Raw genomic sequence first — 23,734 nt, forward strand, 5'->3', positions numbered from 1 at the left:
TTCGGCCTACCCGAACCGCATGGTCGAGGGCGTCAGGCCACGACCTCCTGGGAGAGGAAGTCGGCGAGGGCGTCGAGCGACGCGGTCGCGTCGTCGCCGTCCGCCTCGGTGCGCAGCACGACCTCGTCGCCCGCGGACGCGCCGAGGGTCATGATGCCGAGCACGCTCGCCGCGTCGACGGGGTCGCCGCCGCCGGTCTTGGCGATCTTCACCGGGGCGGGCTGCCGGCCCGCCGCCTGGGCGAAGAGGGCGGCGGGGCGGGCGTGCAGGCCCTCGGTGATGGCGACGACGACGGTGCGTTCCACGGGGTCCTCCGGAGACAGGTGGTCTGGACCAGTTCATCGTAGAGAGCGGCGGCCCCGAAGGAAAGTCACCGGGCGCGCTCGATCGCCATCTCCACGGAGTCGAGCAGTCGCTCCAGCGGGACGTCGAGGGACGCCGACTCCACGTCGAAGCCGCCGGCGTTCCAGATGCGCAGCATCGTGGGGTATCGCTCCGGGTCGAAGTGGTCGGCCCAGAAGCTGCTCATGGACGTCCAGTACTCGTCGTTGGCCATCCCGGAGGCGTCCCGCTCGGCGGACTCCGCGACCGAGGCGCGCGCGAGGCCGCGCACGAACGCGTCGACCAGCCCGACGATCTCCACCACCTGACGCGGGGGGAGCGCGGTGTCGACGAGCGTGCGCAGGCCGGCCTCCTGGGCGTCGAGCACGTGCGGCGTCAGGGGCAGCCGCCACATGTTGGTCTGCAGCACCCAGGGGTGGCGCTGGAAGAGCTCCCAGTGCTGGCGCGCGTGCTGGGCCAGGCCGTCGCGCCAGGAGGCGTCCGGGGAGGGCAGGTCGAGCTCGGCGAAGGCGCGGTCGATCATGAGGTCCAGCAGCTCGGTGCGCCCGGGGACATAGGTGTACAAGGACATCGCGCCCACGCCGAGCCGGGTGGCCACCTTGCGCATGGACAGCGCGTCCAGCCCCTCGGCGTCGGCGATCGCGATGCCCGCCGCGACGACGTCGTCCAGCGTCAGTCGTGCCCTGCGCCCCCGGCCGGACGGCTGCGGCGGGTTCCACAGCAGGGCGAGGCGCCGCACGACGTCGGGCGGCCGGGGCACGTCGTCGGGTGCGGGAGTGGCCTCGGGCGGCTCCGGGTCCGGTCCTGTGCTCGACATGGCCCGCATCCTCCCACCCGGGGTCCCGAGCGCAGGGGAGCCGGCGCCCCCGGACCTCTTCCGAGCTATTCACGTACAGCGTATGATAATCTTGCTCCTCTTTCCAGTACGGCGTACGTGAGGTGATGGCGCCATGATCCGGGCGCGCGGGCTGACCAAGAACTTCCGACGGGGCAAAGAGGTCGTGGAGGCCGTCAAGGGCATCGACGTCGACGTGGCCGAGGGGGAGCTCGTCGCCTTCCTCGGGCCCAACGGCGCGGGCAAGTCCACGACCCTGCGGATGCTCACCTCGCTGCTGGAGCCGACGGGCGGCGAGGCGAGCGTCGCCGGCTACGACGTCGTCGCCCACCCGGCGCAGGTGCGCGCCCGCCTCGGGTTCATCGGGCAGGGCAACGGCGGCGGGTTCAGCTACAAGGTGGTCGACGAGCTGCACAACCAGGGCCGCTTCTACGGCCTGCCGCCCCGGGTCTACCGGGAGCGGGCCGCCGACCTCCTGGCCGCGCTCGAGCTGACCGGGCTCGAGAAGCGGTCCGTGCAGTCGCTGTCCGGCGGGCAGCGCCGCCGCCTCGACGTCGCCCTCGGCCTCATGAACCACCCGCCGCTGCTCTTCCTCGACGAGCCCACCACCGGCCTCGACCCGCACTCGCGCGCCAACCTCTGGGGCCACATCGCCGCGATGCGCGAGCGGTACGGCATGACCGTCGTGCTCACCACCCACTACCTCGACGAGGCGGACAGCATGGCCGAGCGCGTCGTCGTCATCGACCACGGCGAGATCATCGCCGACGCCGCCCCCGGTGCCCTCAAGCGCGAGCACGCCGACGACGTCCTCACGCTCGTCGTCGCCACCGACGACGGCGCCGCCGTGCGCGCCGCGCTCCCGGACGGCGTCGGCGACGTCACCGTCGGCCCCCACGACGACGGCCTGCTCCTGCGGGTCGCGACGGCGCGGGGCGCGGACGCGCTGCCCGGCGTCATCGAGGCGCTGCGCCTCGCGGGCCTCGCCACCGTCTCGGCCGACGTGCGCCGCGCCAGCCTCGACGACGTCTTCCTCAACCTCACCGGCCGCAGCCTGCGCGAGGAGGCCGTCTCATGAGCGAGCAGCAGACCACCACCACCACCACGACCACGGCCCCGGCGCACGAGGCGCCGCGCATCGTCACCCGCACCGGGCCGGGCAAGTTCTTCGGCGACACCGCCGCCGTGTTCACCCGCGAGATCCTGCTGGTGCTGCGCGACCCGTTCACTCTGATCTTCTCGCTGCTGCAGCCGCTGATCTTCCTCGGCCTGTTCGGACCCCTGCTGACCGGGGCGTTCGGGGGCGGGATCGGCGGCCCGGGCGCGGGCGCGAGCACCGCCGACACGCTGCAGTGGTTCGTCCCCGGCGTCATCGTGATGATCTCGCTGTTCGGCACGTCGATGACCGGGTCGAACCTGCTGTACGAGATCATGACCGGCTCCTACGAGCGGGTGCTCGCCACGCCGCTGGACCGCTCCGCCATCCTCGTGGGCCGGGCCCTCAAGGAGTTCGCCCCGCTGCTCGTGCAGGGGCTGATCATCGCCACCGTCTGCGTGCCGTTCGGCTTCCGCTTCCACGTGCTGCCGGCGCTGACCGGCCTGGCGCTCCTCGGGATCTTCGGCGTCGGCGTCGGGGCGCTGTCGCACGCCCTGGCCCTCGCCGCGAAGAACCGCGAGTGGCTGTTCTGGGGCGTGCAGCAGTCGCTGCTGTTCCCGCTGCTCATCCTGTCCGGGATGATGCTGCCGATCGAGGCCGGGCCGTCGTGGATGCAGGTCGCCGCGCGGTTCAACCCGCTCACCTACATGGTCGACGCCGAGCGCGCCCTGTTCGGCGGCACGTTCACCGACCCGGCGGTGCTGTGGGGCGCCGTCGCCGCCGCCGTCACCTGCGTCGTCGGCGTCGCCGTCGGAATCCGCGCCACCCGCAAGGTCGTCTGACGCCGGGGCCGGACGACCCCGGCCCGGTCAGCGGTCGGTACGGTTCATCTCGTCCGGGTGCGAGCCGATCCGCTCGCCGCGGTCGAGGCCGGTGATCGCCGCCATGTCGTCGCCGGACAGCTCGAAGTCGAAGATCCGGGCGTTCTCGACGATCCGGCCGGGCGTCTCCGACTTCGGGAAGACGACGTCGCCGCGCTGCACGTGCCAGCGCAGCACCACCTGGGCGGGCGTCCGGTCGTGCGCCGCGGCGATGCGCGCCAGGGTCGGGTCGTCCAGCACGCGGCCACGCCCGAGCGGCGACCACGCCTCCGTGACGATGCCGTGCTCGGCACCGAAGGCGCGCACCTCCTCGTTGCCGAACCACGGGTGCACCTCCACCTGGTTGACGGCGGGCACGACCGTGCCCTCGTCCAGCACGCGGCGCGCGTGGTGCGGCTGGAAGTTGGACAGGCCGATGGCCCGGGCCCGTCCGGACCGGTAGATCTCCTCCAGCGCGCCCCAGGCCTCGACGTAGCGGTCGACGGCCGGCAGCGGCCAGTGGACGAGGAACAGGTCCACGTGGTCGAGCTGCAGGTCGGTGAGCGTGCGGTCGAACGCCGCCAGCGCGTCGTCGTGCGCGTGGTAGCCGTTGTTGAGCTTGCTGGTGACGAAGAGCTCGTCGCGGGGCAGCCCCGCCGCGGTGAGGGCCTCGCCGACGCCGCGCTCGTTGCGGTACATCTGCGCGGTGTCGATGTGCCGGTAGCCCGCCTCCAGGGCGGTCAGCACGAGCGTGCGGGTGGTGTCCGGCGGCACCTTGAACGTGCCGTAACCGAGCTGCGGGATCTCGACGCCGTTGTTGAGGGTCAGGGTAGGGACGCTGCTCATGCCCCCCATCCTGCCTGCCCGCGCGCCGGCCGACTCACCAGTCCGCGGGCCGCGAGTCCTTCCCGTCCAGCCAGAGCCGGTCGCTGCTGTCGCGGTGGGTGCCCTCCGAGCCCACGTGCCTGCCGCTGATGCGGTCGCCCTTCGTCACGACGTGGGCGACCGCCGCCGCGTGGCCGTGGCCGAGCCCGTAGGTCTCCCTGAGCCACGCGACGACGGGGCCCGCCTTGCTGCCGAGGTCGAAGCCCTGCTCGTGGGCGGCGTCGACGAGCTGGCGCGGCGTCAGCCCCGTCCTCGTCTCGACGTTGTCGAGGTAGGCCTGGAAGGACATCAGCGGTTCTCCTGGATCATCGTCGCGGACGCGTGGATGCAGACCATCCGCAGCGTCCCGTCTCCGGTGTTGGTGAAGCCGTGCCAGACGTCCGGTCCGACCACGGCGGTGTCCCCGGCTCGCGCGACGACCGTCTCGTCGCCGATCGTGATGGTCGCCTCGCCGTCGAGCACGGCCCACGTCTCGCCGTACGGGTGCCGGTGGAGGCCCGGGCCCTGGCCGGGGTCGTTGGTGACGAGGAAGAACGAGACGTCCGAGCCGTGCTCGCGGCCCTCGTAGCGCAGGGTGCGCGAGCCGGGGACGCGGATCGAGTTGGCGGGTACCACCGTGGCCATGTCTGCTCCTGGTGTCGGGGCCGCGGTGTGCGGCCGTCGTCGGACAGCCTCGTCGGGCCGCCGCAGGACGGCTACGGTTTCGACGTGCATCGAAACGTCGTGGAGTTCCGCCTCGCGCCGGACGACGTCTCGGCGATCCGCTTCGGCGTCTCGCCGGGCCACGAGCTCGCCCACGCCGTCCGCGTGCTGGGCCGTCCGGCGTACCACCCGCTCCAGTGGGGGTGGCTGCGCCGCGCCCGCCGGCAGGCCCCCGTACGGGCCCTCGAGCTCCTCCAGCTGCTCGTGGGCCCCGACGGGTACATGCCCGACTTCCTCACCTCGACGCCCGGCTGGGACCTGGGCCCGCAGGAGGAGCTGGAGCGCCTGCGCCACGCCGACCTCGCCGGCGTACGGGTGGACCTGGGCAAGCGCGTCGACCGGACCACCGGCGCCGAACGGCGCGCGCTGCGCGCCCTCGCCGACCACCCGGAGCGCGCCCGCGCGGTCGCCGCCGACGCGTGGGAGCAGTGCTGGGAGGCGCTCCTCGCCCCGTACTGGTCGCAGCTCGAACGGATCCTGCACGCCGACGTCGCGGTGCGGTCGCGCCGCACCAGCACCGACGGGCTGGGCCGGATGGTCGAGACACTGCACGAGGCCGTGACCTGGGCGCCCGACGCAGTGCGCGTCCGGCTGCGGATGCACGCCGAGGTGGTCGACTGCGCCGGCAGCGGGCTCGTGCTCGCGCCGTCGGTCATGGCCCCGCGCTGCGCCGTCGTCACCGAGCCGCCCGCGCAACCCACCCTCTATTACCCGGCGTCAGGGGTGTCCGAACGCTGGGCGGACGGCGGCGCCGGGACCGCCGAGGCGCTCGCCGCCCTCCTCGGGGCGGGCCGGGCGCGGGTGCTCCTGGCCACGCGGGCACCGCTGTCGACGAGCGAGGTCGCCGCCGCCTGCGGCATCGCCGTCTCGACCGCCTCGCACCACCTGTCGGCCCTGGCTGGTGCCCGCCTCGTCGACCCCCGCCGCGACGGCGCACGCGTCGTGCACGTGCGCACCCCGCTCGGGGAGGCGCTGGCCGGCTGACGCCGGCGCCCGCGGGGGAGGCCTGTGCCGCGCGCCGCCGATGGAGCACAATGGACGGACCGGGAGGTGTTCCCATGGTCACGAGGGACGAGGCACGTGCCGCCAAGTCTGCCCTGCTCGGCGCGCTCGCCGGCGTCCGCGGCGTGTGCGGCGTAGGGCTCTCGCAGCGCGGCGGCGAGTCGGACTGGGTGCTGCGCGTCAACGTCGAGACACTGAGCGCCCGCAAGGACGTCCCGCCCGTGGTCCGGGGCGTCCCCGTGCAGGTGCAGGTCGTCGGGCCCGTCACCGCCCGCTGAGACCTGCGTCGGTCAGCCGGGCTCGCCGGCCCACAACCGGGCGATGTCGGCCGCGCACTGGCTGTGCATCGTGACCTCGTGGCCGGAAATCGTCACCCTGGAGACCAGCAGCCCCCGGCGGACGACGTCGAAGCGAGGGCGCTCGACGTCCCAGAGGACCGCGTCCAGGGAGAAGAGGCAGGCGCGATCCTTCGTGAACGCGAGCAGTCGGAGCGCCGTCACCCGGTCGTGAACGCTGTCGACGCCTGGGATTCCCGAGAGAGTCAGGGGGAGCAGTGCCACTCCCTTCAGCGCTTCGACGATCACCAGGCCGTCGGCGATCACGGCGCAGGCTCCGTCGAACTCGGCGTCGAGGTTCCGGTACCGAAGACGTCGTTGATGCCGGGCCGTGCTCAGGTGGCTGGCTATCCCCATGGGTTGGCCGCCCTGTCTCTCGATCGTGACGCCGCCCGGAGGCATGGGCTCGCCAGATCGTGATCGTACCGACACTCCGCCCGATCTGGCGCGTGTCGGTGCCGCGTAGCAAGATGATGAACTACCACGAACGGAAGGACGCAGAGATGGCTCCCCGCACGATCGAAGTCACGCGCGCCGAGCTCGAAGGCCGACGTGCGGACATCCTCGTGTCGCTGGGAACCGGCCTGGACGACTTCCGGGAGCGCGTGGCCCGCGGGTCGCTCGCTGGTTTTGAATGGGATGCGGTGGAAGAACTCGAGGAGATCGCGTTTCTTCTCGGGGAAACCGCCGATGACTTCTGATCTCGAAGTACGGTCCCGCGAGTTCGCCGGCGAGATCGGCGACGTGATCGCGGCCACGCTGGGCGACCACGTGCAGATGGTCTCCGTCAAGCACGGGGATCGATACGTCGTCCGACCCGACGGCGCGACGAAGAAGGATCAGCGCATCCAACTGCACGTCCAGCGGCAGCACCTGGCAGACCTTGCCGTCGCCGTCTTCCTCCAGCTCGACCATGCCGGGGAGCATCTGAAGGCGACCCGCACCGACATCGCCGTGTACTCGACGCTGGACCGCACTCCTTTGGTTCGCCTGGACTACCTTAGCGACATGCGGACCGACCCCGTCTGCCATTGGCAGTTCCATGGAGAACGTGGCGCTTTCAGCCACCTGCTCGCCATCGCGCACGCCAAGGACAGTCGCCAGGTCAGTCAGCCTCACGATCTGTCCAGCGTTCATCTGCCGGTCGGCGGGGAGCGATTCAGGCCCTGTCTCGAGGACGTGCTCGAGATGCTCATCAGGGACTGCGGCGTCGACGCGGTCGACGGCTGGCAGACGGCGCTTGAAGAGGGACGCGAGAGGTGGCGCATGAGGCAGTTTCGGACGACCGTGCGCGACCTCCAGCAGGAAGCCGCTGACGTCCTCGAGAAGTATGGCTGGGCTGTCTCGCCGCCCGGGAGCGACCTCACGTCACACCTCGCCCCCTACCGGCAGTCACCGACGTCGGGCTCGTAGGACGGCCACCTCCACGCGATGTCGCAGAATGTCCGGGTGGCTTCCTCGTCTCTTCTGCCCCGTGTCCGCGCCTCCGAGCTCGTCGGCCGTGGCTGGCTGAACACCGGCGGCCACGACGTCACCCTCGCCGACCTGCGCGGCAAGGTCGTGGTCCTCGATTTTTGGACCTTCTGTTGCATCAACTGCCTGCACGTCCTGGACGAGCTGCGCGAGCTGGAGGAACGCCACCGCGACGAGCTGGTGATCGTCGGCGTGCACTCGCCGAAGTTCGCGCACGAGGCCGACCCGGACGCGCTCGCGGCTGCCGTCGAGCGGTACGAGGTGCGCCACCCGGTGCTGGACGACCCGGAGCTCGTCACCTGGGGCGCGTACACCGCCCGGGCCTGGCCGACGCTGGTCGTGATCGACCCCGAGGGGTACGTCGTCGCGCAGATGGCGGGGGAGGGGCACGCGTCGGCGATCGAGGCGATCGTCGACGAGCTGGTCGCGGAGCACGACGCCAAGGGCACCCTGCACCGCGGCGACGGCCCCTACGTGCCGCCGACACCGGAGCCCAGCACGCTGCGCTTCCCCGCGAAGGCCGTGGCGCTGCCGGGCGGCAACCTGCTCGTCGCGGACGCCGGGCACCACTCCCTCGCCGAGCTGGAGGCCGACGACGAGACGCTGGTGCGCCGCATCGGCTCGGGCGAGCGCGGTTTCGCGGACGGCGCGGACGACGCCCGGTTCAGCGAGCCGAACGGCCTCTGCCTCGTCCCCGACGAGCTGCGCGCGCGACTCGGCTACGACGTGCTCGTCGCCGACACCGTCAACCACGCGCTGCGCGGCGTGCACCTGGCGTCGGGGCACGTGTCCACCGTCGCGGGGACCGGCGACCAGTTCATGGTGGGAGGGCAGGAGAACCTGCTCGACGGTGACGACGCGGACCTGGCCGCCGGCGTCCCCGCGCGGTCGGTCCGGCTCTCCTCGCCGTGGGACGTGGCGTGGTCGGCGGAGTTGGGCGCGTTCGTCGTCGCGATGGCGGGGAACCACACGCTGTGGGCGTTCGAACCGGTGGCGCGGGACGGCCACGGGAGCGTCCGCCTGCTCGCCGGCACGATGAACGAGGGGCTGGAGGACGGCCCCGGCGACGAGGCGTGGTTCGCCCAGCCGTCGGGGCTTGCGCCCGCACCGGACGGCGGGCTCTGGCTGGCCGACGCCGAGACGTCCGCCCTGCGCCGCGTCGAGTTGTCAGACTCAGCGCGGGGTATGCCTCGCGCTGAGTCTGACAACCCGGGGGAGGTGGCAGTGAGCACCGCCGTCGGGCAGGGGCTGTTCGACTTCGGCCACCGCGACGGCACGGCCGCCGAGGCCCTGCTGCAGCACCCGCTCGGGGTGGCGACGCTGCCGGACGGCTCCGCGGTCGTCGCCGACACGTACAACGGCTCGCTGCGCCGCTACGACCCCGCCACCGACGCCGTCACGACGCTGGCGAGCGGCCTGGCCGAGCCGTCCGGCGTCGTCGTGCAGGTGGCGGGCGACGCCGTGCACCTGCTCGTCGTGGAGTCGGCCGCGCACCGGGTCACGCGGGTGGCGCTGCCCGCCGGCCTGGCGGGCGAGGTGCTCGACGCCGGCGCCCACCGGGTCGCCCGTGCCGCGACCGAGGTCGCCGCCGGTGCCCTGCGCCTCGACGTGCCGTTCGTCCCGGCGCCCGGGCAGAAGCTCGACGACCGCTTCGGCCCGTCCACCGAGCTGCGAGTCAGCGCAACCCCGCCCGCGCTGCTGCTCGACGGCGCGGGCGACGGCGTCGACCTGGCCCGCGACCTCGTCGTCAACCCCGACGTCACGGAGGGCGTGCTCCACGTGACGGCGAAGGCGGCGTCGTGCGACGTCGTGCCGCTCGGCCCCGACGGCGAGCCCGACCCGGACGTCTTCCCCGCCTGCCACCTCGCCCAGCAGGACTGGGGCGTGCCCGTGCGGGTCACCGGCACCGGTGCCGCCGAGCTCAGCCTGCCGCTGCGCGGCTGACCGGGCTAAAGTCGCCGGGTGACCGAGACCACCACTGACGTGCTCGTCGCCGGCCCGGCGTCCTGGAACACCCTCGTGCAGCTCGACGCGCTGCCCGAGCCGCACCCGCACACGCTGTTCGCGCGCGACCACCACGCGACGGTGGGCGGCACGTCGGCCGGCAAGGCGCTGAACCTCGCGGCGCTGGGCCGCACGGTGGCGCTGCGCACGGTGCTCGGTGCCGACGACGAGGGCGCCCGGGTGCGCGACCGGCTCACCGCCGCGGGGGTGCGCCTGCTCGCGGAACCGGCGCCCGACGGCCGCACCGAGAAGCATCTCAACCTCATGGACGCGAGCGGCGGGCGCGTGTCCGTCTACCTGCAGGCGCCGGGCGAGGTCCCGCCCGCCGGGCCGGCGTGGGACGCGACGCTCGCCGCGGTCGACGCGGCCCGCGCCGTCGTCGTCGACCTGGCCCTCCACTCGCTGCCGGTGCTCGCCGCGGCGCGCGAGCGGGGCCGCGACGTGTGGGTGGACCTGCACGACGACGACGGCACGACGGACTTCCACCGCCCGTGGCGGGAGGCGGGCACGCACGTCTTCCTCAGCTCCGACCGGCTCGCCGACCACCGCGCCTTCATGGCCGAGCGCCTCGACGGCGGTGCCCGACTCGTCGTGTGCACGCACGGCGCGCGCGGGGCGACGGCCCTGACGGCCGACGGATTCCTCGACGTCCCCGCCAGCCCGGTGGACGACGTCATCGACACGAACGGCGCGGGCGACGGGTTCTTCGCCGGCTTTCTGGACGCGCACCTGCGCGGGGCGACGACCGCCGAGGCCATGGCCGCGGGGGCCGCGCACGCGGCGCGCGTGGTGCGCAGCCCGGACCTGAGCCCGACGGCGGAGGGCGCCGCCGACCGGTGAGCCCGCGGCGCGTCAGGCGAGACCGGCGTCGCGCGCGACGATCGCCGCCTGCATGCGCGAGACCACCCCGAGCTTCGCGAGCACCCGCGACACGTGCGTCTTGGCCGTGGCCTCGGTGATGACGAGCTCGTCGGCGATGGCCTGGTTCGACAGGCCGCGCCCCAGCGCCGTGAGGACGTCGACCTCCCGTGGGGTCAGGCCGTCGAGGCTCGCCGTCGTGGAGGGGCCCTCGGGCGGGGGGCCGGTGTCCGGAAGCCCCGCGTACGCGGCGAGCACGCGCCGCGTCACCTCCGGGGCGAGGACGCCGTCGCCGGCGGCGACCCGGCGGACGGCGTCGAGCAGCGCCGCGGGCTCCGCCGACTTCAGCAGGAACCCGGCGGCCCCGGCGCGCAGCGCGCCGTCGACGTACTCGTCGAGGTCGAACGTCGTGAGCACCAGCACCGCGGCGAGCCCCTCGCCCGCGATCGTCCGCGTGGCGGCGATGCCGTCGACGCCCGGCATGCGCAGGTCCATGAGCACGACGTCGGGACGCAGCGCGCGCGTGTTCGCCACGGCCGCGGTGCCGTCGGCGGCCTCGCCCACGACCTCGACGTCCCCCGCGGCGTCGAGCAGCATTCGCAGCCCGGCGCGGATCGCGGCGTGGTCGTCGGCGAGCAGCACCCGCACGGGCCCTGTCGTCCCGGTCATCGTTCTCCTCCTTCGGCCGGCACGACGGCGCGCACCACCCAGCCGCCGTCGGGCGTGGGGCCGGCGTCGAACGTGCCCCCGACGCCCTCGGCGCGCTCGCGCATGGTGAGCAGCCCGGTGCCCGCGCTGAGGGGCGGGTCGGGCGCCACCGGCGGCTCGCCGTCGGGCGGGTCGTTGCGGACCTCCAGCCGCACCGCCTCCGTGGGCGTCGGGTCCCACGCGAGCCGCACGACGGCGGGGGCGCCGGCCGCGTGCTTGCGGGCGTTCGTCAGGGCCTCCGTGGCGATGCGGTGCAGGGCCTGGCTCACCGCAGCGGGCAGCGGCACGGCGACGACCCGGTCGGGGTCCAGTAGGTCCACGTCGCCGCCCGCCGACCGCGCGGCGTCGACCAGGTCGGCCAGCCGGTCGAGCCGGCCGGGGGCGGCGAGCGCGTCGCGGGGCGCGTCCGCGCGCAGCAGGTCGATCATCGCGCGCATCTCCGTCAGGGAGGTCACGGCGCTGGCGCGCACCTGCTCCAGCGCGGCCCGGTCGCGGCTCGCGCCCTGCCCGTCGTCGTCCGGCGGCACGGCGAGCGCCGCGCCCGAGTGGATCGCGATCGTCGACAGGTGGGAGGCGATGACGTCGTGCAGGTCGCGGGCCATCGCCGCCCGCTCGGCCTGCACCGCCTCGTGGCGGTCGAGCTCCGCGAGACGGGTGAGGTCCGCGGCGCGCTCACGCTCCAGCTCCGCGGCGTGGGCCGCCTCGTCGGCGCGGGCGCGCTCCAGCTCGGCGAGCTCCGACTTCTGCCGCACGTTCTGCGCCCACCACATGGGCATCAGCAGGACGGCGCCGAGCAGCAGCCCGCCGTTGACGAAGCCGCGCACGTCGCGGGTGGCCTCGCCCACCGCCACCGCACCGACGATCGTGAGCGTGGCGTTGACACCCCACAGCCAGCGCTGGGCCGTCCGGCCGGACCACATCGCCGCCCCGTACAGCAGGTCCCACAGCACGAGCATCATCGCGAGGCTGCCGCCCCACGCGACGTCGACGGCGAGGGGGACGAGGACGGCGGCGAGCGCGAGCATCGGGTGGGTGCGCTTGGCGAGCGTGAGCGCGCAGGCCACCGCGAGCAGCGCCACCCGCCACCACGGCTGCGGGTCGCCGACGAGCGGCGGGTCCCAGGTGAACGTGTCGACCAGGCCCACCTGCAGCAGCACCCAGCCGATCACGAAGAGCGTCCCCGCGTTGAACAGGTCGGAGCGCCGGTCGTCGCCGCGCCACGGGCGGGCGACCGCCTGCGCGATCGCCCCCACGGACCGTGCGTCCCCGCCCGCGGGCGCCTCGCGCCGCGCGCGGACGGCGTCGCGGGGCCGGTCCGTCGTCATCGTCCCATCCCAGCACAGCGTCCACGGTCGCGGATCGGCCGAAGGGTGTACGCGGCCGCCCGGCGTGCCCGCGCGCGGGATCACTCGTTCGGCCGACGCGGCGGGGGCCGGCGCGCGGCAGGATCGCCGGCATGGAGCTTCCCCTCGACATCGGCGGCCTCGAGGGCGCCGGCCTGGCCGCCATGGCGGGCGCCCTCGTGGTGCTGGCGCTCGTCGACTCGACGAGCTTCGGCACGCTGCTCGTGCCCGTGTGGCTGCTCATGGCGCCCGGCCGCCCTCGCCCGGGGCGTCTGCTCGCCTACCTCGGCACGGTCGCCGCCTTCTACCTCGTCGTCGGCGTCGTCGTCATGCTCGGCGCGGGCGCGTTCCTCGACCGGTACGGCGAGGCGCTGGACTCGAGGCCGGTGGTGATCGTGCAGCTGCTGCTCGGCATCGGTCTGTTCGCGCTGAGCTTCCGCTTCGACGGCAAGCGCGCCCGGGCGCGGGCGGAGCGCGAGGGCGCGCGGCCCGGGCGGCTCGTACGGTGGCGGGAACGGGCCATGGGCGTCGAGGCCGCCGACGACGGCGCCCCCGCGGCGCCGGGCACCCTCCCGGTCGCGACCGTGCGGCCGCGGACGTCGGCGCTGCCGCTCATGGGGCTGGCGCTCGGTGCCGCGGCGCTCGAGGTCGGCACGATGCTGCCCTACCTGGCGGCGATCGGCCTGCTCTCGTCGTCGGGCCTGGCGACGGGCACGTCCGTCGGGGTCCTCGCCGCGTACTGCGTCGTCATGGTGGCGCCGGCTCTCCTGCTGCTCGCCGGGCGCCTGGTCGCCGCGCGCGCCGTCGACCCGTTGCTGCGGCGCCTGGACCGCTGGCTGTCGAAGAACGCGGCCGAGATGACGGGGTGGGTGCTCGGGATCGTGGGCGTGCTGCTGGCGCTCGACGCCATGGGGCGTCTCGGCTGGACGGGCTGACCCGTCAGCCCGTCGCGCCGAGCTCGTCGAGCAGCCGCACGAGGTTGGCGCGCGCGTGGCGCACCTGGGTCTCGGCGTGCTCGGGCGCGTAGCCGCGCGGCACCACCTCGACCACGAGCAGGCACGAGAAGTAGGCGCGGTACACGCGCAGGCGGGTCCACGCGCCGGCGTCGCCCGTGGCCGGGGTCCCGTCGCCGAGGCCGAGCTCGCCGCCGGCCGCCCGGTAGCCCGCGAGCAGGTCGGGGTCCACGTCGCGCATCCCGTGCTGGTCGACGCCCGCGAGCTCGAACAGGGGGTCGCCCCACAGGGCGCGCTCGCCGTCGAGCACCCCGCGCAGGGTGCGGTCGGCCGGGTCGAGCAGCAGGTTGCCGGGCCACAGGTCGCCGTGCACCAGGCGGGGCGTCATGACGGTCGCGAGCGTGTCGTGGTGGCGGGCCAGCGCGTCGGCGAGGCGCGCCGCCGGCAGCTCGACTCCCCACCGCGTGGCGTCGGCGAGGACGGCGTCGAGCATGGCGGCGAGCGCACCGGGCCAGGTGGGCGCGGACAGCCCGGACGAGGCCGCGGGGTAGCCGAACCGGTCGCCGGTGATGCGGTGCAGCCCCGCCATGAACCGTCCCAGCGACCGCCGCGTGCGGGCGGCTTCGGCCGGCGTGAGCGTCGCGCCGTGCCACAGCTCGCCGTCGAGGAGCTCGACCACCAGGGCGTCGCCGTCCACGTGGCGGCGGGTGTCGTCGACCAGGAGCACACGCGGCACCGGGAGGCCCGCCGCGTGCGCGAGGCGGTCGAGGGCGGCCTCCGTGGCGAGGATGCCGTGCTCGTAGCGCAGCAGGCGGGAGGTGTCGGCGCCGGTCACCTTGACGACCACCTGGCGCCCGTCGTCGAGCACGACTCGCCGGACGCTGGCGAACAGCCCGCCGCTGAGCGGGGCCACGTGCCGCACCGCTCCGAGGGGCGCGACCACCGCCGCGACCTGCTCCGCCGTCACCGCCGCCTTGGTGAGCATGCGCCGGAGACTACCGCGCCGCGGCGTGGTCCCGGGCCTCCGGCGCCAGGAGGCCCGGCAGCTCGAGCAGGGAGTCGACGACGGTGGCGCGCGCCGCCTCCGGGCGTTCGGCGTGCAGGTACCCCCACGGGCCGCGGCGGACCAGGACGGGTCGCATCCCGGCGTCGGCGGCGGGGAGCACGTCGTTGTCCAGGCGGTCGCCGACGTACGCGACGTCGGACGGCGCGACCCCGGCGAGCTCGGCCACCCGGGCGAAGAACGCCGGGTGCGGCTTCTGCACGCCCCACTCGTCGGACGTGCGGATCGCGTCGACCGGCAGGCCCATGGCCTCGATCGCGGCGCGCGCCTGCGGCGGCTGGTTGCCCGCGACGACGACGGCGAGGCCGGCGGCGCGCAGCGCGGTCAGCGCGGGCCGGACGTCGGGGTACAGGTCGTCGGCGTCGAAGTTCTCGCGCAGGCCGGTGGGGTCGTCGTCGGCCCAGCGCGCGATCTCGGCGTCGAGGTCGATGCCGGGCCGCACCAGGTGGAAGGCGTCCGCGAGGGGCCGGTCGGCGGCGGCGCAGGCGCCGACGAGGCCGAGGAGCGTGCCGCGGGGGACGCCGAGGCGGTCCGCCCAGCGGCTGAAGATCCGGGTCTCGTCGACCAGCGTCTCCCCGACGTCGAACACCACCGCGCGCACCATGACGGCGACCCTATCCGCCCTCGCCCCGCTGCCGAACATGTGGTTGGTCCGGGACTCGCGAGGCGAGTCCCGGACCAACCACATGTTCGACACCGATCAGGTGCATGCTCGTGTCAGGGCGCTCTCAGCCTGTGTCCGGGCTGGCGCCAGCGATGAGGTTTAGTGTGCAGAGCATGGCCGACGTCCGTATCCCCGTGACCCTCTCCACCGCGTCGGTGTACCCGCGCCGCGCGGCGTTCGCCTTCGAGGTCGCGGCCGAGCTCGGCTACGACGGCGTCGAGGTCATGGTGTGGTCCGACGAGGCGACCCAGGAGCCGGCGGCGCTGCGCCGGCTCGAGGACGAGCACGGGGTGCCGGTGCGGTCGATCCACGCCCCGACGCTGCTGGTGAGCCAGCGGGTGTGGGGCCGCTCGCCGGGGGACAAGCTGCGCCGCAGCGTCGACGTGGCGCACGAGGTCGGGGCGAGCACGGTCGTCGTGCACCCGCCGTTCCGGTGGCAGTACAAGTACGCCCGCCAGTTCCAGGATCTCGTGCACGAGCTGAACGTGTCCGGCGACGTGACCATCGCGGTGGAGAACATGTACCCGTGGCGCCCCCGCTCCAAGGGCGACCGGGAGCTCAAGGCCTACCTGCCCGGCTGGGACCCGGCCGACCACGATTACGACGCCGTGACGCTCGACCTGTCGCACGCGGCCGTCGCGCAGCAGGACGGGATCGCGCTCGTGGAGGAGTTCGCGGGCCGGCTGCGGCACGTGCACCTCGCCGACGGGACGGCGTCGGCCCGCGACGAGCACCTCGTCCCCGGGCGGGGCGACATGGCCTGCGACAAGGTGCTGGAGGAGCTGTCGCGGCGGGACTTCGCCGGCGACGTCGTCGTGGAGATCTCGACCCGCAAGGCGCGCACCGCGCACGAGCGGCACGCCGACCTGGAGGCCGCGCTGCTGTTCGCGCGGGCGCACCTGGCGCCGGAGCCGCTGCCCTACCAGCCACCCCCGCCCGACCACCACCACCGCCCCGCCGACGCCTGGTGAGCGGCGGTCGGCGGGCGAGACTCAGGCGGCGACCGGCTGGGCGCCGACGGCGCGGAGCACGAACGCCTCGGCCGCGCGGATGGCGCGCTCGCGGGCCACGGGCTCCTCGGGGATGAGCCGGCCGGAGAGGCAGGCGTTGACGAGCTGCACGGTCGGCTCGATGTCCTGCTCGGGGAACTCGCCGGCCGCGATGCCGGCGCGCAGGATCCGCTTGAGGATCGACTCGACGATCTCGGCGTGCTCGCGCAGCCGCGCCTGCGTGGTGCGCGACAGGACGGTGCGCAGGTCGGGCCCGGGCGCCAGGTGGAACACCCGCGCGAGCTGCGCCTGCTGGCGGATGTACGTGCGCAGCTGCTCGACGGGGTCGCCGACCTCCGCGAGGGCCCGTTCCAGCGTCTGCGCGTACTGCTCCGTCTCGTGCGTGATGAACCCCAGCAGCAGCGCCTCCTTGTCGGGGAAGTGGTTGTAGACCGCGGTGCGTCCGACGCCGGCCGCGGTCGCGATGTCCGCGAGCGTGATCGAGTCGAACCCGCGCTCCGACATCAGCGTCGACAAGGCGGTGAACAGCTTGTGCCGGGTCATCTGGCGGTGCTCGTGGAGACTGTTGCCGATGATCTTGGGCATGCTGACATCATAGGCATCCGTTGTCAGCACGCCGTCCCGCTAGGGTGCTCCTGTGACCGACTCCACCCCTGCCCCCTCCGCGCCGGTCGGCGGCATCGTCCCCGACACCAAGGATTGGACCTGGGTGCTCGAGCGCCCCTGCCCCGAATGCGGTTTCGTGGCGGCGCGCACGGAGGTGCCCGCGGTCGGGGAGGCGGTCCGCGCGTCGCTGCCCCGCTGGAGGGCGGTGCTCGCCCGCCCCGACGTCGCGCGGCGGCCCGAGCCCGGCGTCTGGTCCGCCCTCGAGTACGGGGCGCACGTGCGCGACGTCTTCCGCGTCTTCGACGAGCGGCTCGCGCTCATGCTGGCGGAGGACGACCCGCTGTTCGCCGACTGGGACCAGGACGCCACGGCGCTGGAGGCGGACTACGCCCACCAGGACCCCGCCACCGTGGCCGTGGAGCTCGACGTCGCCGGCCGCGCTGTCGCCGACCGGTTCGACGCCGTGGAGCCCGCCGACGAGGGGCGCGCCGGGCGCCGGTCGAACGGCTCCGAGTTCATCGTGCGGACGCTGGGGCAGTACTTCCTGCACGACGTCGTGCACCACCTCCACGACGTCCGGGCCTGAGCCCCCCGTGGTGTGACCTGCGTAACACGTCCGTCATGCCCCCGTGACACGCCGGACGCGCGGCGCCGGTAGGTTCGCCGCCCATGGCCTCCGTCCAGGCGTTCGTCCCCTCGGAGCACACGTCCGAGCACGTGCTCGTGGCCCCTTCCGGGGCGCACGGCGTCCCCGAGCTCGCGGCCGCCCGGTTCGCCGGGGTCGAGTGGCTGAGGGCGCCCCGCGACGGCGCGGCGACCGGCGACGGCCGCCCCGTGGGAGCCCGCTTCCGGGGGATGCGCTCCTCCGCTTCCGCCTCTGCCTCCGCGCCCGGCGTCCTGCGGCTCGGCCGGGAGCACCGCGCCACCGGGCCTTTCCCGGTCGACGACGCGTCCTCCCTGGGGCTGAGCGGCGCGGGCGCCGCATGGGCGCTCGGGCGGCTCGACGGCGGGCTCGACGTCCGCGGTGGGCGCCCCGGCGTGTACGACGACCGGGACGGCATCGCGCGGGCCTTCGCCGCAGCCCTGCCGGAGGGGGAGGAGCTGGAGATCGTCCGCTGGGCGGTGGCCGTGGCCCGCCGGCTCGGCGGGGCCCTGCTCGCCGACGGCCGCCACGTCATGCGACCGGACCCGCGGGCCGCCGTCGACCTGACGCTGTGGTCGGCACGCACCCTGCCGCAGGACGAGCTGCTCGCCGCCGTCCGTTCCTGCGTCGCCACCGCCCAGGCGGCGCCGGCGGGCCCGCCGGGCGCGCTGCGGGTGGTCGCGCGCACCGCGTACGACGGCGACCTGGTGATCGACGTGGCGCCCGCCGAGCGGCTGCCGCTCGCGGTGGCGGGGTCCGCCTCGGGGGCCGCGTCGGCGCTCGCCGTCTCCGGCGCCGTCGTGCACCGGCTGTCGTGGGTGCCGCTGGACCGGGAGGAGCTGGCGGTGGAGCACCCCTCGGGCATCCACGAGATCGCCCGCGCCCGGTGCCGCGCGCTGCTCGCGCGGGTCGCGGCGCTGCTGCAGCCACGGCTCGAGGCCGTCGTCCTGGACGACGGCGGCCTGCCGGTGGGGCCCGACGACCTCGAGCGTCGGCTGGCGGGCGAGACGGCGTCCGGGCGGGCCTGGGTCTGACGCCCGAGTTATCCACAGGTTGTGCATGATTGGTGCCCGACCGGACACGCGAACGTGCCCTCACCTGCAACGTTTCGCATCGGGGAGTTCGGCGACCGCGTGTCGCCCCGGCGTGTCGCCCCGGGCGACGGTGCCACGGCGCCGTCGCGGTGGCGCGATCCGCGCCATTCCGCGGATCGTGGCGTCGGACGGCGTGATCCGCGGCGCCCTCCGGCCCGATCCTCGCAGCCGCGGTATCGGCTCGGCGACCGGTCGCGCGGGTGGATCGCCCACCGTCGCCGTCCACAGATTTTGTCCACAGGGCTGTGGGTGATGTGGGGATTCCGGGACTGCGCCTGTGGACGAACCTGTGGTCAGCCGCATGCCCCGGAAAACCTTCGCCGCACCCCTTGCAGAGGGCCGGAGAACGGGTCTAGAAACGTGCGTATCGGTCTTGAGGAGGTCGGTGCGCACGAGCCTCTGCGACGAGGTGTCGGTGCACCGCTCCGACGGACACGGGTCGACCGGAGAACGACGGGCCGTCCCGTACTGCGGTACGGGTTGCGGGTGACGACGCAGGCGCCTGTACGGGGCCGGAAGACCACCGCGTGCGGCAGTCCGTGGAGAACGGACCCCGGGGGGTGACGACGCACTGTGTCTCACAGGAGCCGCCCGAAGGTCTGACGGGATGTCGCGGTCGTGTCGTCGCCACGGCGCTGCTGGTCCGACTCGTCGACCAGGGGTACGCGGTCGCTCCGAGGCCCCCCGGCCGCCCCCGGGGGGCCTCGGCATGTCCGGGGCCTACGCTCGGGTCATGAGCAACCTGGAGACCCGCCCGGCGGAGCGCACCTGCACCGCGGGCGAGCAGCACGCCGGCGTCGAGCTCCTCATGGCGCGCGACGTGCCGCTGGGAGGACCGCGCGCGATGAGCGTGCGCCGCACCATCCCGCAGCGGCGACGGTCCCTCGTGGGCGCGTGGTGCTTCTGCGACCACTACGGCCCGGACGACGTCTCCCGCTCGGCCGGCATGCAGGTGCCGCCGCACCCGCACATCGGCCTGCAGACGGTCTCCTGGCTCTTCTACGGCGAGATCGTGCACCGCGACTCCGTCGGGTCCCTGGTGACCGTGCGCCCCGGCGAGCTCAACCTCATGACGGCGGGCGTCGGCATCTCGCACTCCGAGGAGTCGCCGGCGGGGCGCCGCCCGCCCGTGCTGCACGGCGTCCAGCTGTGGACGGTCCTGCCGTCCGCGGACGCCGCCGTCGAGCCGCACTTCGAGCACCACGCCGACCTGCCTGCCGCGGACGTCGACGGGGCGCGCGTCCAGGTCTTCATGGGGTCGCTGGTCGTCGCGGGCCGGCGTCTGACCTCGCCCGCCCGCACGTACACGCCGCTCGTCGGCGCCCAGCTCGACCTGCCCCCCGGCGGGCGCCTCGAGCTCGACACGGATCCCGCGTTCGAGCACGCCCTGCTGGTCGACGCCGGCGACGTGTCGTTCGCCGGGGACGGGCCGGACAGCGTGGTGCCGCCGGCAGCGCTCGGGTACGTCGCGCCCGGGCCCGAGCGGCTCGTCGTGACCGCCGGCGACGAGGGGCCGGCACGCGCCGTCCTCATCGGCGGGGTGCCGTTCGACGAGGACGTCGTCATGTGGTGGAACTTCGTCGGGCGCACCCACGAGGACATCGTCCGCGCGCGGGCCGACTGGATGGCGCAGGTGGGCGACGCCGGCGACGACGGGGACGGCACGCAGTACGCGCCGGGTGCCGCCGGGCGCCGGTTCGGTCAGGTGCGCGGGTACGACGGCGGGCCCCTGCGTGCCCCTGCGCTGCCGGACGTGCGGCTGCGACCGCGCGAGCGCAGGGCGTGACGCGCCACCGCCGACCCGTCGTCGAGACCCGGCCCGGTGCGGGCGGCGGGCGCCCTAGCCCCTAGCGCCCGGGCGGTGCGGCGGCCGTGACGAGGGAGCGAGCCAGGTCGACGGTCGCGTCCAGCGTCTCGAGGGGGAGGGGCAGGGTGGTGAGCGCGCCCTCGTGCAGCACGAGGAGCTGCCTCGCGAGCGCGGCGGGCTCGGGGCGGTCCGCCGCCGCGCTCAGCTCCTCGAACAGGCTCAGCAGCCAGACCTTCTGGTCCACGGCGACACGGCGAGCAGGGTCCGCGGGGTCGGGCAGCTCGGCCAGGGCGTTGATGAACGCGCACCCGCGCGAGCTGGTCCGGGCCCAGGTCCGCAGCGCGGCGAACGGCGCGGTGACGGCCTCGACGGGGTCGTCGCAGGCCTCGACGGTGGCGCGGACGAGAGCCCTCCAGCGTTCGTCGCGTTCCGTGAGGTAGGCCGCGACCAGCCGGTCCTTCGACCCGAACTGGTTGTACAGGGTCCGCTTGGTCACGCCGGAGTGCTCCGCGATCAGAGCGACGCCGACCGCGGTGATCCCGCGTTCGTAGAAGAGCTCGTCCGCGGCGGCCACGACGCGTCGTCCGGCCGGCGTCAGGTGCTGGGGGTCCGCCATCGTGCGCCCTTCACTGATCGGTGTACGGTGGTCGATGTTCACCGATCAGTATACTTGAGGGAGGTCGACACCATGAGCACGCCCACCACGATGCGCGCGATGCAGATCGCCGAGCACGGCGGACCGGAGGTCCTCGCGGAGGCGACGGTGGCCCGCCCCGTCCCGCAGGCCGGCGAGGTGCTGGTCCGGGTCAGCGCCGCCGCGCTCAACAACACCGACCTGTGGACCCGAGAGGGCGCCTACGGGACGCCGGACGACCCCGAGGCGCGGTCGGGATGGCGAGGCCCCCTCGACTTCCCGCGGACCCAGGGCGCCGACGTCGCGGGCCGGGTCGCCCAGGTCGGCGCGGGCGTGGACGAAGGCCTCCTCGGCCGGCGCGTCGTCGTCGACCCCGCGCACTACGACGCCACCGGACCGGACGCCCACCCGGTCGGCCTGATGGGCAGCGAGCGCGACGGAGGCTACGCGGACTACGTGACCGCGGCGGCCGAGCGCGTCCACGACGTGACGGACTCGCCGCTCACCGACGACCAGCTCGCGACGCTGCCCACCGCCTACGGCACCGCGCTGGGCATGATCGAGCGGGGCCGCCTGCGCGCCGGCGAGACCGCGCTCGTCTCCGGGGCGTCCGGGGGCGTCGGCATCGCCCTCGTGCAGCTGGCCCGGGCGCGCGGCGCCCGCGTGGTCGCCATCAGCAGCGGGCGCAAGATCGACCCGGTCCGCGAGGCCGGCGCGCACGCCGTCGTCGACCGCGGGCAGGACGTCGTCGAGCAGGTGCGCGCCGCCGCCCCGGACGGCATCGACGTCGGTCTCGACGTCGTCGCGGGGACGCTGGTGGCGGACGGGCTGCCGCTGCTGCGCGAAGGCGGCCGGTGGGTGATCGCGGGCGCCCTCGGCGGGTACGACGTGGCGATCGACGTGCGCCGGCTCTACCTGCACAACGCGCAGGTGATCGGCTCCGCGATGCACACGCCCGCGCACTTCGACGCGCTCATGGACCTGGCCCGCGCGGGGGCGATCCGTCCCGTCGTCGCCGCCACCTTCCCGCTGGCGCAGGCCGCCCGGGCCCAGGACGAGCTCGCGCGACGGCGCCACGTGGGCAAGCTCGTGCTGCACCCGTAGGCGGTCAGGCGCCGCCGAGCAGGCGGAGCTCGACGACGGGCACCACGCGCCGCCAGTCGTCCTCGCCCCGCTCGGCGGCCAGCGGCACCGCCCACTCGGCGAGCACGGGCTCGAGCTTCGACCACGGCCCAGGGTGGACGGAGGTGTAGGCCTCCAGCGTGGCCGCGCCGTCGTCGGGCGTCATCGTCGTCGCGACGGCGCGGGCCTGGTGCCGCGTCCCGACGGAGACCAGCACCCGGGGGTCGGCCTGGATGTTGCGGTACCACTGCGACCGCGGGCCCAGGCCGGCGACCACCACGACCCGGTCCGGCGCCGGGCGGTCCACGACCTCCAGCACCACGTACCGCGGCTCGCCGCTCGAGCGCCCGCGGTGCACCATCATCAGCAGCCGTCCGCCCGTGAGGAACCCCAGTCCCGCCCGGAACAGCCAGATGGGGGAGCGGACGAACCAGCGGGTGTGCAGGGCGCGGGAGGCGAGGCTCATGTCCGGGACGCTACCGCGGGCGATCACATCGGCATCTCGAGTTCTGTGCGGCAGTCCGAACTGCCGCACAGAACCGGAACTGCCGCTCTGACCCGGGTGCGGCCCTGCCGCTACGCTCGGCGCATGGTGAACGCACTGCGCGGAGTCCTGGAACGGCACGTCGCACAGGGCACTGCCCCGGGCGTCGTCGCCGCGGTCGGCGGCACGGACAGCGCCACCGAGATCGTCGCCGTCGGGGACCTGGCGGCGGACGCGATCGTGCGGATCCAGTCGATGACGAAGCCCGTGCTCGCGGTCGCCGCACTGCGCCTGGTCCAGGCCGGCCGGCTCGAACTCGACGCGCCCGTGGACACGTGGTTGCCGGAGCTGGCGGGACGCCGCGTGCTGCGCGCCCCGGACGCGCCGCTCGACGACACGGTCCCCGCGGACGGGCCGATCACGGTGCGGCATCTGCTGACCAACACCTCCGGCTACGGGATGATGACGTCGCCGTGCCCCCTGCAGGAAGCGATGGTCGCCAACCGCACGCAGGCCGGCCAGGAGCCCGTCGAGCTCGGTGCGCAGGAGTGGCTGGAGGCGCTCGCGGACCTGCCGCTCGCGTTCCAGCCGGGCAGCGGATGGCGGTACCACCATTCCTTCGGGATCCTCGGCATCCTGCTCTCCCGGCTGGTCGGGGGTTCCCTGGAGCAGCACCTGCGCGTCGACCTGTTCGAGCCGCTCGGCATGGTCGACACCGGCTACACCGTGCCCCGGGACCAGGCCCACCGGCTGCCCGCGGCGTACCGCCACGACGCCGACGGCAACCTCACACAGATCGAGCCGGCGGGGGAGGGGTTCTACGTCGCGCCCGCGCCGTTCGACCTCAGCCACGCCGAGCTGGTCTCCACCGCCCGCGACTACGCGGCCTTCGCCCGCATGCTGGCGGCGGGCGGCCGGCACGACGGCGAGGTCGTCGTCGAGCCCGACCTTCTCGCCCTCATGCGGACCGACCAGGTGCCGGCCGCCGTCAAGACTCCGGACAGCTTCTTCCCCGGCTTCTGGGACGGCATGGGCTGGGGCTTCGGCGTCTGCGTGCAGACGTCCGGGCCGCACGCCGGGCGGTTCGGCTGGTCCGGTGGGCTGGGCACCGACCTGCGCGTCGACCCGGACGGGTCGTTCCTCGTACTCCTGACGCAGGTCGAGATGGGGCCCGCCGTGATGGGTCTGTTCGCCGACGCGCCCTGACCCCC

28 protein-coding genes are annotated in these 23,734 nt (G+C 74.5%); 15 read left to right on the plus strand and 13 right to left on the minus strand.

Features of this window, described 5'->3' with window-relative positions; translation table 11 throughout:
• Positions 1 to 32: 32 nt before the first annotated feature.
• Together EYB28_RS03315 and EYB28_RS03320 are read right to left on the minus strand one after the other, a co-directional pair.
• The gene (locus EYB28_RS03315; RefSeq protein WP_166844830.1) at positions 33 to 305 is read right to left on the minus strand and encodes an HPr family phosphocarrier protein; all 273 of its coding nucleotides are present in this window, start codon (positions 303 to 305) and stop codon (positions 33 to 35) included.
• 65 nt (positions 306 to 370) lie between these two features.
• Complete coding sequence (locus EYB28_RS03320) at positions 371 to 1,159, minus strand: TetR/AcrR family transcriptional regulator (protein WP_166844832.1); 789 nt, start codon at positions 1,157 to 1,159, stop codon at positions 371 to 373.
• Positions 1,160 to 1,292: 133 nt separating this feature from the next.
• Here EYB28_RS03320 and EYB28_RS03325 point away from each other — a divergent pair, with 133 nt between their 5' ends.
• Positions 1,293 to 2,255, plus strand: a complete 963-nt coding sequence (locus tag EYB28_RS03325; protein WP_166844834.1) for an ATP-binding cassette domain-containing protein — start codon at positions 1,293 to 1,295, stop codon at positions 2,253 to 2,255.
• Positions 2,252 to 3,115: an ABC transporter permease gene (locus EYB28_RS03330; protein WP_166844836.1), complete on the plus strand. Its 864-nt coding sequence runs from the start codon at positions 2,252 to 2,254 to the stop codon at positions 3,113 to 3,115. Before EYB28_RS03325 ends, EYB28_RS03330 begins: the two co-directional genes overlap by 4 nt.
• Positions 3,116 to 3,142: 27 nt before the next feature.
• Here EYB28_RS03330 and EYB28_RS03335 read toward each other — a convergent pair whose 3' ends face one another.
• The 3 genes from EYB28_RS03335 to EYB28_RS03345 are packed head-to-tail and all read right to left on the minus strand — an operon-like array spanning position 3,143 to position 4,642.
• Positions 3,143 to 3,979, minus strand: a complete 837-nt coding sequence (locus tag EYB28_RS03335) for an aldo/keto reductase (RefSeq protein WP_166844838.1) — start codon at positions 3,977 to 3,979, stop codon at positions 3,143 to 3,145.
• 34 nt (positions 3,980 to 4,013) lie between these two features.
• Positions 4,014 to 4,307: a DUF4287 domain-containing protein gene (locus EYB28_RS03340; RefSeq protein WP_166844840.1), complete on the minus strand. Its 294-nt coding sequence runs from the start codon at positions 4,305 to 4,307 to the stop codon at positions 4,014 to 4,016.
• Positions 4,307 to 4,642 carry a cupin domain-containing protein gene (locus EYB28_RS03345; RefSeq protein ID WP_166844842.1) on the minus strand — a complete coding sequence of 112 codons (336 nt, stop codon included), beginning with the start codon at positions 4,640 to 4,642 and terminating at the stop codon, positions 4,307 to 4,309. Before EYB28_RS03345 ends, EYB28_RS03340 begins: the two co-directional genes overlap by 1 nt.
• An 84-nt stretch (positions 4,643 to 4,726) precedes the next feature.
• Between EYB28_RS03345 and EYB28_RS03350 the strand changes: the two genes are divergently transcribed.
• Both EYB28_RS03350 and EYB28_RS03355 read left to right on the plus strand, forming a co-directional pair.
• On the plus strand, positions 4,727 to 5,704 hold the full coding sequence (locus tag EYB28_RS03350; RefSeq protein ID WP_166844844.1) for a DUF5937 family protein: 978 nt from the start codon (positions 4,727 to 4,729) through the stop codon (positions 5,702 to 5,704).
• 74 nt (positions 5,705 to 5,778) lie between these two features.
• Positions 5,779 to 6,000, plus strand: a complete 222-nt coding sequence (locus tag EYB28_RS03355) for a hypothetical protein (protein ID WP_166844846.1) — start codon at positions 5,779 to 5,781, stop codon at positions 5,998 to 6,000.
• 12 nt (positions 6,001 to 6,012) lie between these two features.
• On the opposite strand, the gene EYB28_RS03360 is transcribed toward EYB28_RS03355, so the two are convergent.
• Positions 6,013 to 6,324, minus strand: coding sequence for a hypothetical protein (locus tag EYB28_RS03360; protein WP_166844848.1), 312 nt, complete (start codon positions 6,322 to 6,324; stop codon positions 6,013 to 6,015).
• Between the two features lie 236 nt (positions 6,325 to 6,560).
• On the opposite strand from EYB28_RS03360, the gene EYB28_RS03365 reads away from it, so the two are divergent.
• From EYB28_RS03365 to EYB28_RS03380, 4 genes are read left to right on the plus strand one after another with little or no spacing between them, the layout of a single operon-like run.
• On the plus strand, positions 6,561 to 6,758 hold the full coding sequence (locus EYB28_RS03365; protein WP_166844849.1) for a hypothetical protein: 198 nt from the start codon (positions 6,561 to 6,563) through the stop codon (positions 6,756 to 6,758).
• Positions 6,748 to 7,470, plus strand: coding sequence for a hypothetical protein (locus EYB28_RS03370; RefSeq protein WP_166844851.1), 723 nt, complete (start codon positions 6,748 to 6,750; stop codon positions 7,468 to 7,470). The genes EYB28_RS03365 and EYB28_RS03370 overlap by 11 nt, the downstream gene beginning before the upstream one ends.
• 18 nt (positions 7,471 to 7,488) lie before the next feature.
• On the plus strand, positions 7,489 to 9,474 hold the full coding sequence (locus EYB28_RS03375) for an NHL domain-containing thioredoxin family protein (RefSeq protein ID WP_166844854.1): 1,986 nt from the start codon (positions 7,489 to 7,491) through the stop codon (positions 9,472 to 9,474).
• A gap of 18 nt (positions 9,475 to 9,492) precedes the next feature.
• Entirely contained in the window at positions 9,493 to 10,374 is an 882-nt protein-coding gene (locus tag EYB28_RS03380) for a carbohydrate kinase family protein (protein ID WP_166844856.1), read from the plus strand.
• Positions 10,375 to 10,386: 12 nt separating this feature from the next.
• Here the strand turns inward: EYB28_RS03380 and EYB28_RS03385 are convergent, their stop codons facing one another.
• Positions 10,387 to 11,061 (minus strand): response regulator transcription factor, encoded by a 675-nt coding sequence (locus EYB28_RS03385; protein WP_166844858.1) that lies wholly within the window; start codon positions 11,059 to 11,061, stop codon positions 10,387 to 10,389.
• The gene (locus EYB28_RS03390; RefSeq protein WP_166844860.1) at positions 11,058 to 12,425 is read right to left on the minus strand and encodes a sensor histidine kinase; all 1,368 of its coding nucleotides are present in this window, start codon (positions 12,423 to 12,425) and stop codon (positions 11,058 to 11,060) included. The genes EYB28_RS03385 and EYB28_RS03390 overlap by 4 nt, the downstream gene beginning before the upstream one ends.
• A 131-nt stretch (positions 12,426 to 12,556) precedes the next feature.
• On the opposite strand from EYB28_RS03390, the gene EYB28_RS03395 reads away from it, so the two are divergent.
• Complete coding sequence (locus tag EYB28_RS03395) at positions 12,557 to 13,378, plus strand: GAP family protein (protein ID WP_166844863.1); 822 nt, start codon at positions 12,557 to 12,559, stop codon at positions 13,376 to 13,378.
• A gap of 4 nt (positions 13,379 to 13,382) precedes the next feature.
• Here EYB28_RS03395 and EYB28_RS03400 read toward each other — a convergent pair whose 3' ends face one another.
• Both EYB28_RS03400 and EYB28_RS03405 read right to left on the minus strand, forming a co-directional pair.
• On the minus strand, positions 13,383 to 14,381 hold the full coding sequence (locus EYB28_RS03400; RefSeq protein ID WP_166844865.1) for a phosphotransferase family protein: 999 nt from the start codon (positions 14,379 to 14,381) through the stop codon (positions 13,383 to 13,385).
• 10 nt (positions 14,382 to 14,391) lie between these two features.
• Positions 14,392 to 15,063 carry an HAD family hydrolase gene (locus tag EYB28_RS03405; RefSeq protein ID WP_205710828.1) on the minus strand — a complete coding sequence of 224 codons (672 nt, stop codon included), beginning with the start codon at positions 15,061 to 15,063 and terminating at the stop codon, positions 14,392 to 14,394.
• Positions 15,064 to 15,236: 173 nt separating this feature from the next.
• Between EYB28_RS03405 and EYB28_RS03410 the strand changes: the two genes are divergently transcribed.
• Positions 15,237 to 16,094, plus strand: a complete 858-nt coding sequence (locus EYB28_RS03410; RefSeq protein WP_166844867.1) for a sugar phosphate isomerase/epimerase — start codon at positions 15,237 to 15,239, stop codon at positions 16,092 to 16,094.
• A 21-nt stretch (positions 16,095 to 16,115) separates the two neighbouring features.
• On the opposite strand, the gene EYB28_RS03415 is transcribed toward EYB28_RS03410, so the two are convergent.
• The gene (locus EYB28_RS03415) at positions 16,116 to 16,718 is read right to left on the minus strand and encodes a TetR/AcrR family transcriptional regulator (RefSeq protein ID WP_166844869.1); all 603 of its coding nucleotides are present in this window, start codon (positions 16,716 to 16,718) and stop codon (positions 16,116 to 16,118) included.
• A gap of 52 nt (positions 16,719 to 16,770) precedes the next feature.
• Here EYB28_RS03415 and EYB28_RS03420 point away from each other — a divergent pair, with 52 nt between their 5' ends.
• From EYB28_RS03420 to EYB28_RS03430, 3 genes are all read left to right on the plus strand, one after another.
• Positions 16,771 to 17,325 (plus strand): DinB family protein, encoded by a 555-nt coding sequence (locus EYB28_RS03420; RefSeq protein ID WP_166844871.1) that lies wholly within the window; start codon positions 16,771 to 16,773, stop codon positions 17,323 to 17,325.
• 83 nt (positions 17,326 to 17,408) lie between these two features.
• On the plus strand, positions 17,409 to 18,416 hold the full coding sequence (locus tag EYB28_RS03425; RefSeq protein WP_166844873.1) for a hypothetical protein: 1,008 nt from the start codon (positions 17,409 to 17,411) through the stop codon (positions 18,414 to 18,416).
• Between the two features lie 793 nt (positions 18,417 to 19,209).
• On the plus strand, positions 19,210 to 20,262 hold the full coding sequence (locus EYB28_RS03430; protein ID WP_166844875.1) for a pirin family protein: 1,053 nt from the start codon (positions 19,210 to 19,212) through the stop codon (positions 20,260 to 20,262).
• Between the two features lie 61 nt (positions 20,263 to 20,323).
• Here EYB28_RS03430 and EYB28_RS03435 read toward each other — a convergent pair whose 3' ends face one another.
• Entirely contained in the window at positions 20,324 to 20,899 is a 576-nt protein-coding gene (locus tag EYB28_RS03435) for a TetR/AcrR family transcriptional regulator (RefSeq protein WP_166844876.1), read from the minus strand.
• Positions 20,900 to 20,971: 72 nt separating this feature from the next.
• Between EYB28_RS03435 and EYB28_RS03440 the strand changes: the two genes are divergently transcribed.
• Entirely contained in the window at positions 20,972 to 22,021 is a 1,050-nt protein-coding gene (locus EYB28_RS03440; protein WP_166844878.1) for a zinc-binding dehydrogenase, read from the plus strand.
• Between the two features lie 4 nt (positions 22,022 to 22,025).
• Here the strand turns inward: EYB28_RS03440 and EYB28_RS03445 are convergent, their stop codons facing one another.
• The gene (locus tag EYB28_RS03445) at positions 22,026 to 22,505 is read right to left on the minus strand and encodes a nitroreductase family deazaflavin-dependent oxidoreductase (protein WP_166844880.1); all 480 of its coding nucleotides are present in this window, start codon (positions 22,503 to 22,505) and stop codon (positions 22,026 to 22,028) included.
• A gap of 123 nt (positions 22,506 to 22,628) precedes the next feature.
• Between EYB28_RS03445 and EYB28_RS03450 the strand changes: the two genes are divergently transcribed.
• Complete coding sequence (locus EYB28_RS03450; RefSeq protein ID WP_166844882.1) at positions 22,629 to 23,729, plus strand: serine hydrolase; 1,101 nt, start codon at positions 22,629 to 22,631, stop codon at positions 23,727 to 23,729.
• Positions 23,730 to 23,734 lie beyond the last annotated feature (5 nt).

The sequence above is a fragment of the Isoptericola sp. BMS4 genome, from assembly GCF_011634835.1.
Taxonomy (GTDB): domain Bacteria; phylum Actinomycetota; class Actinomycetes; order Actinomycetales; family Cellulomonadaceae; genus Isoptericola.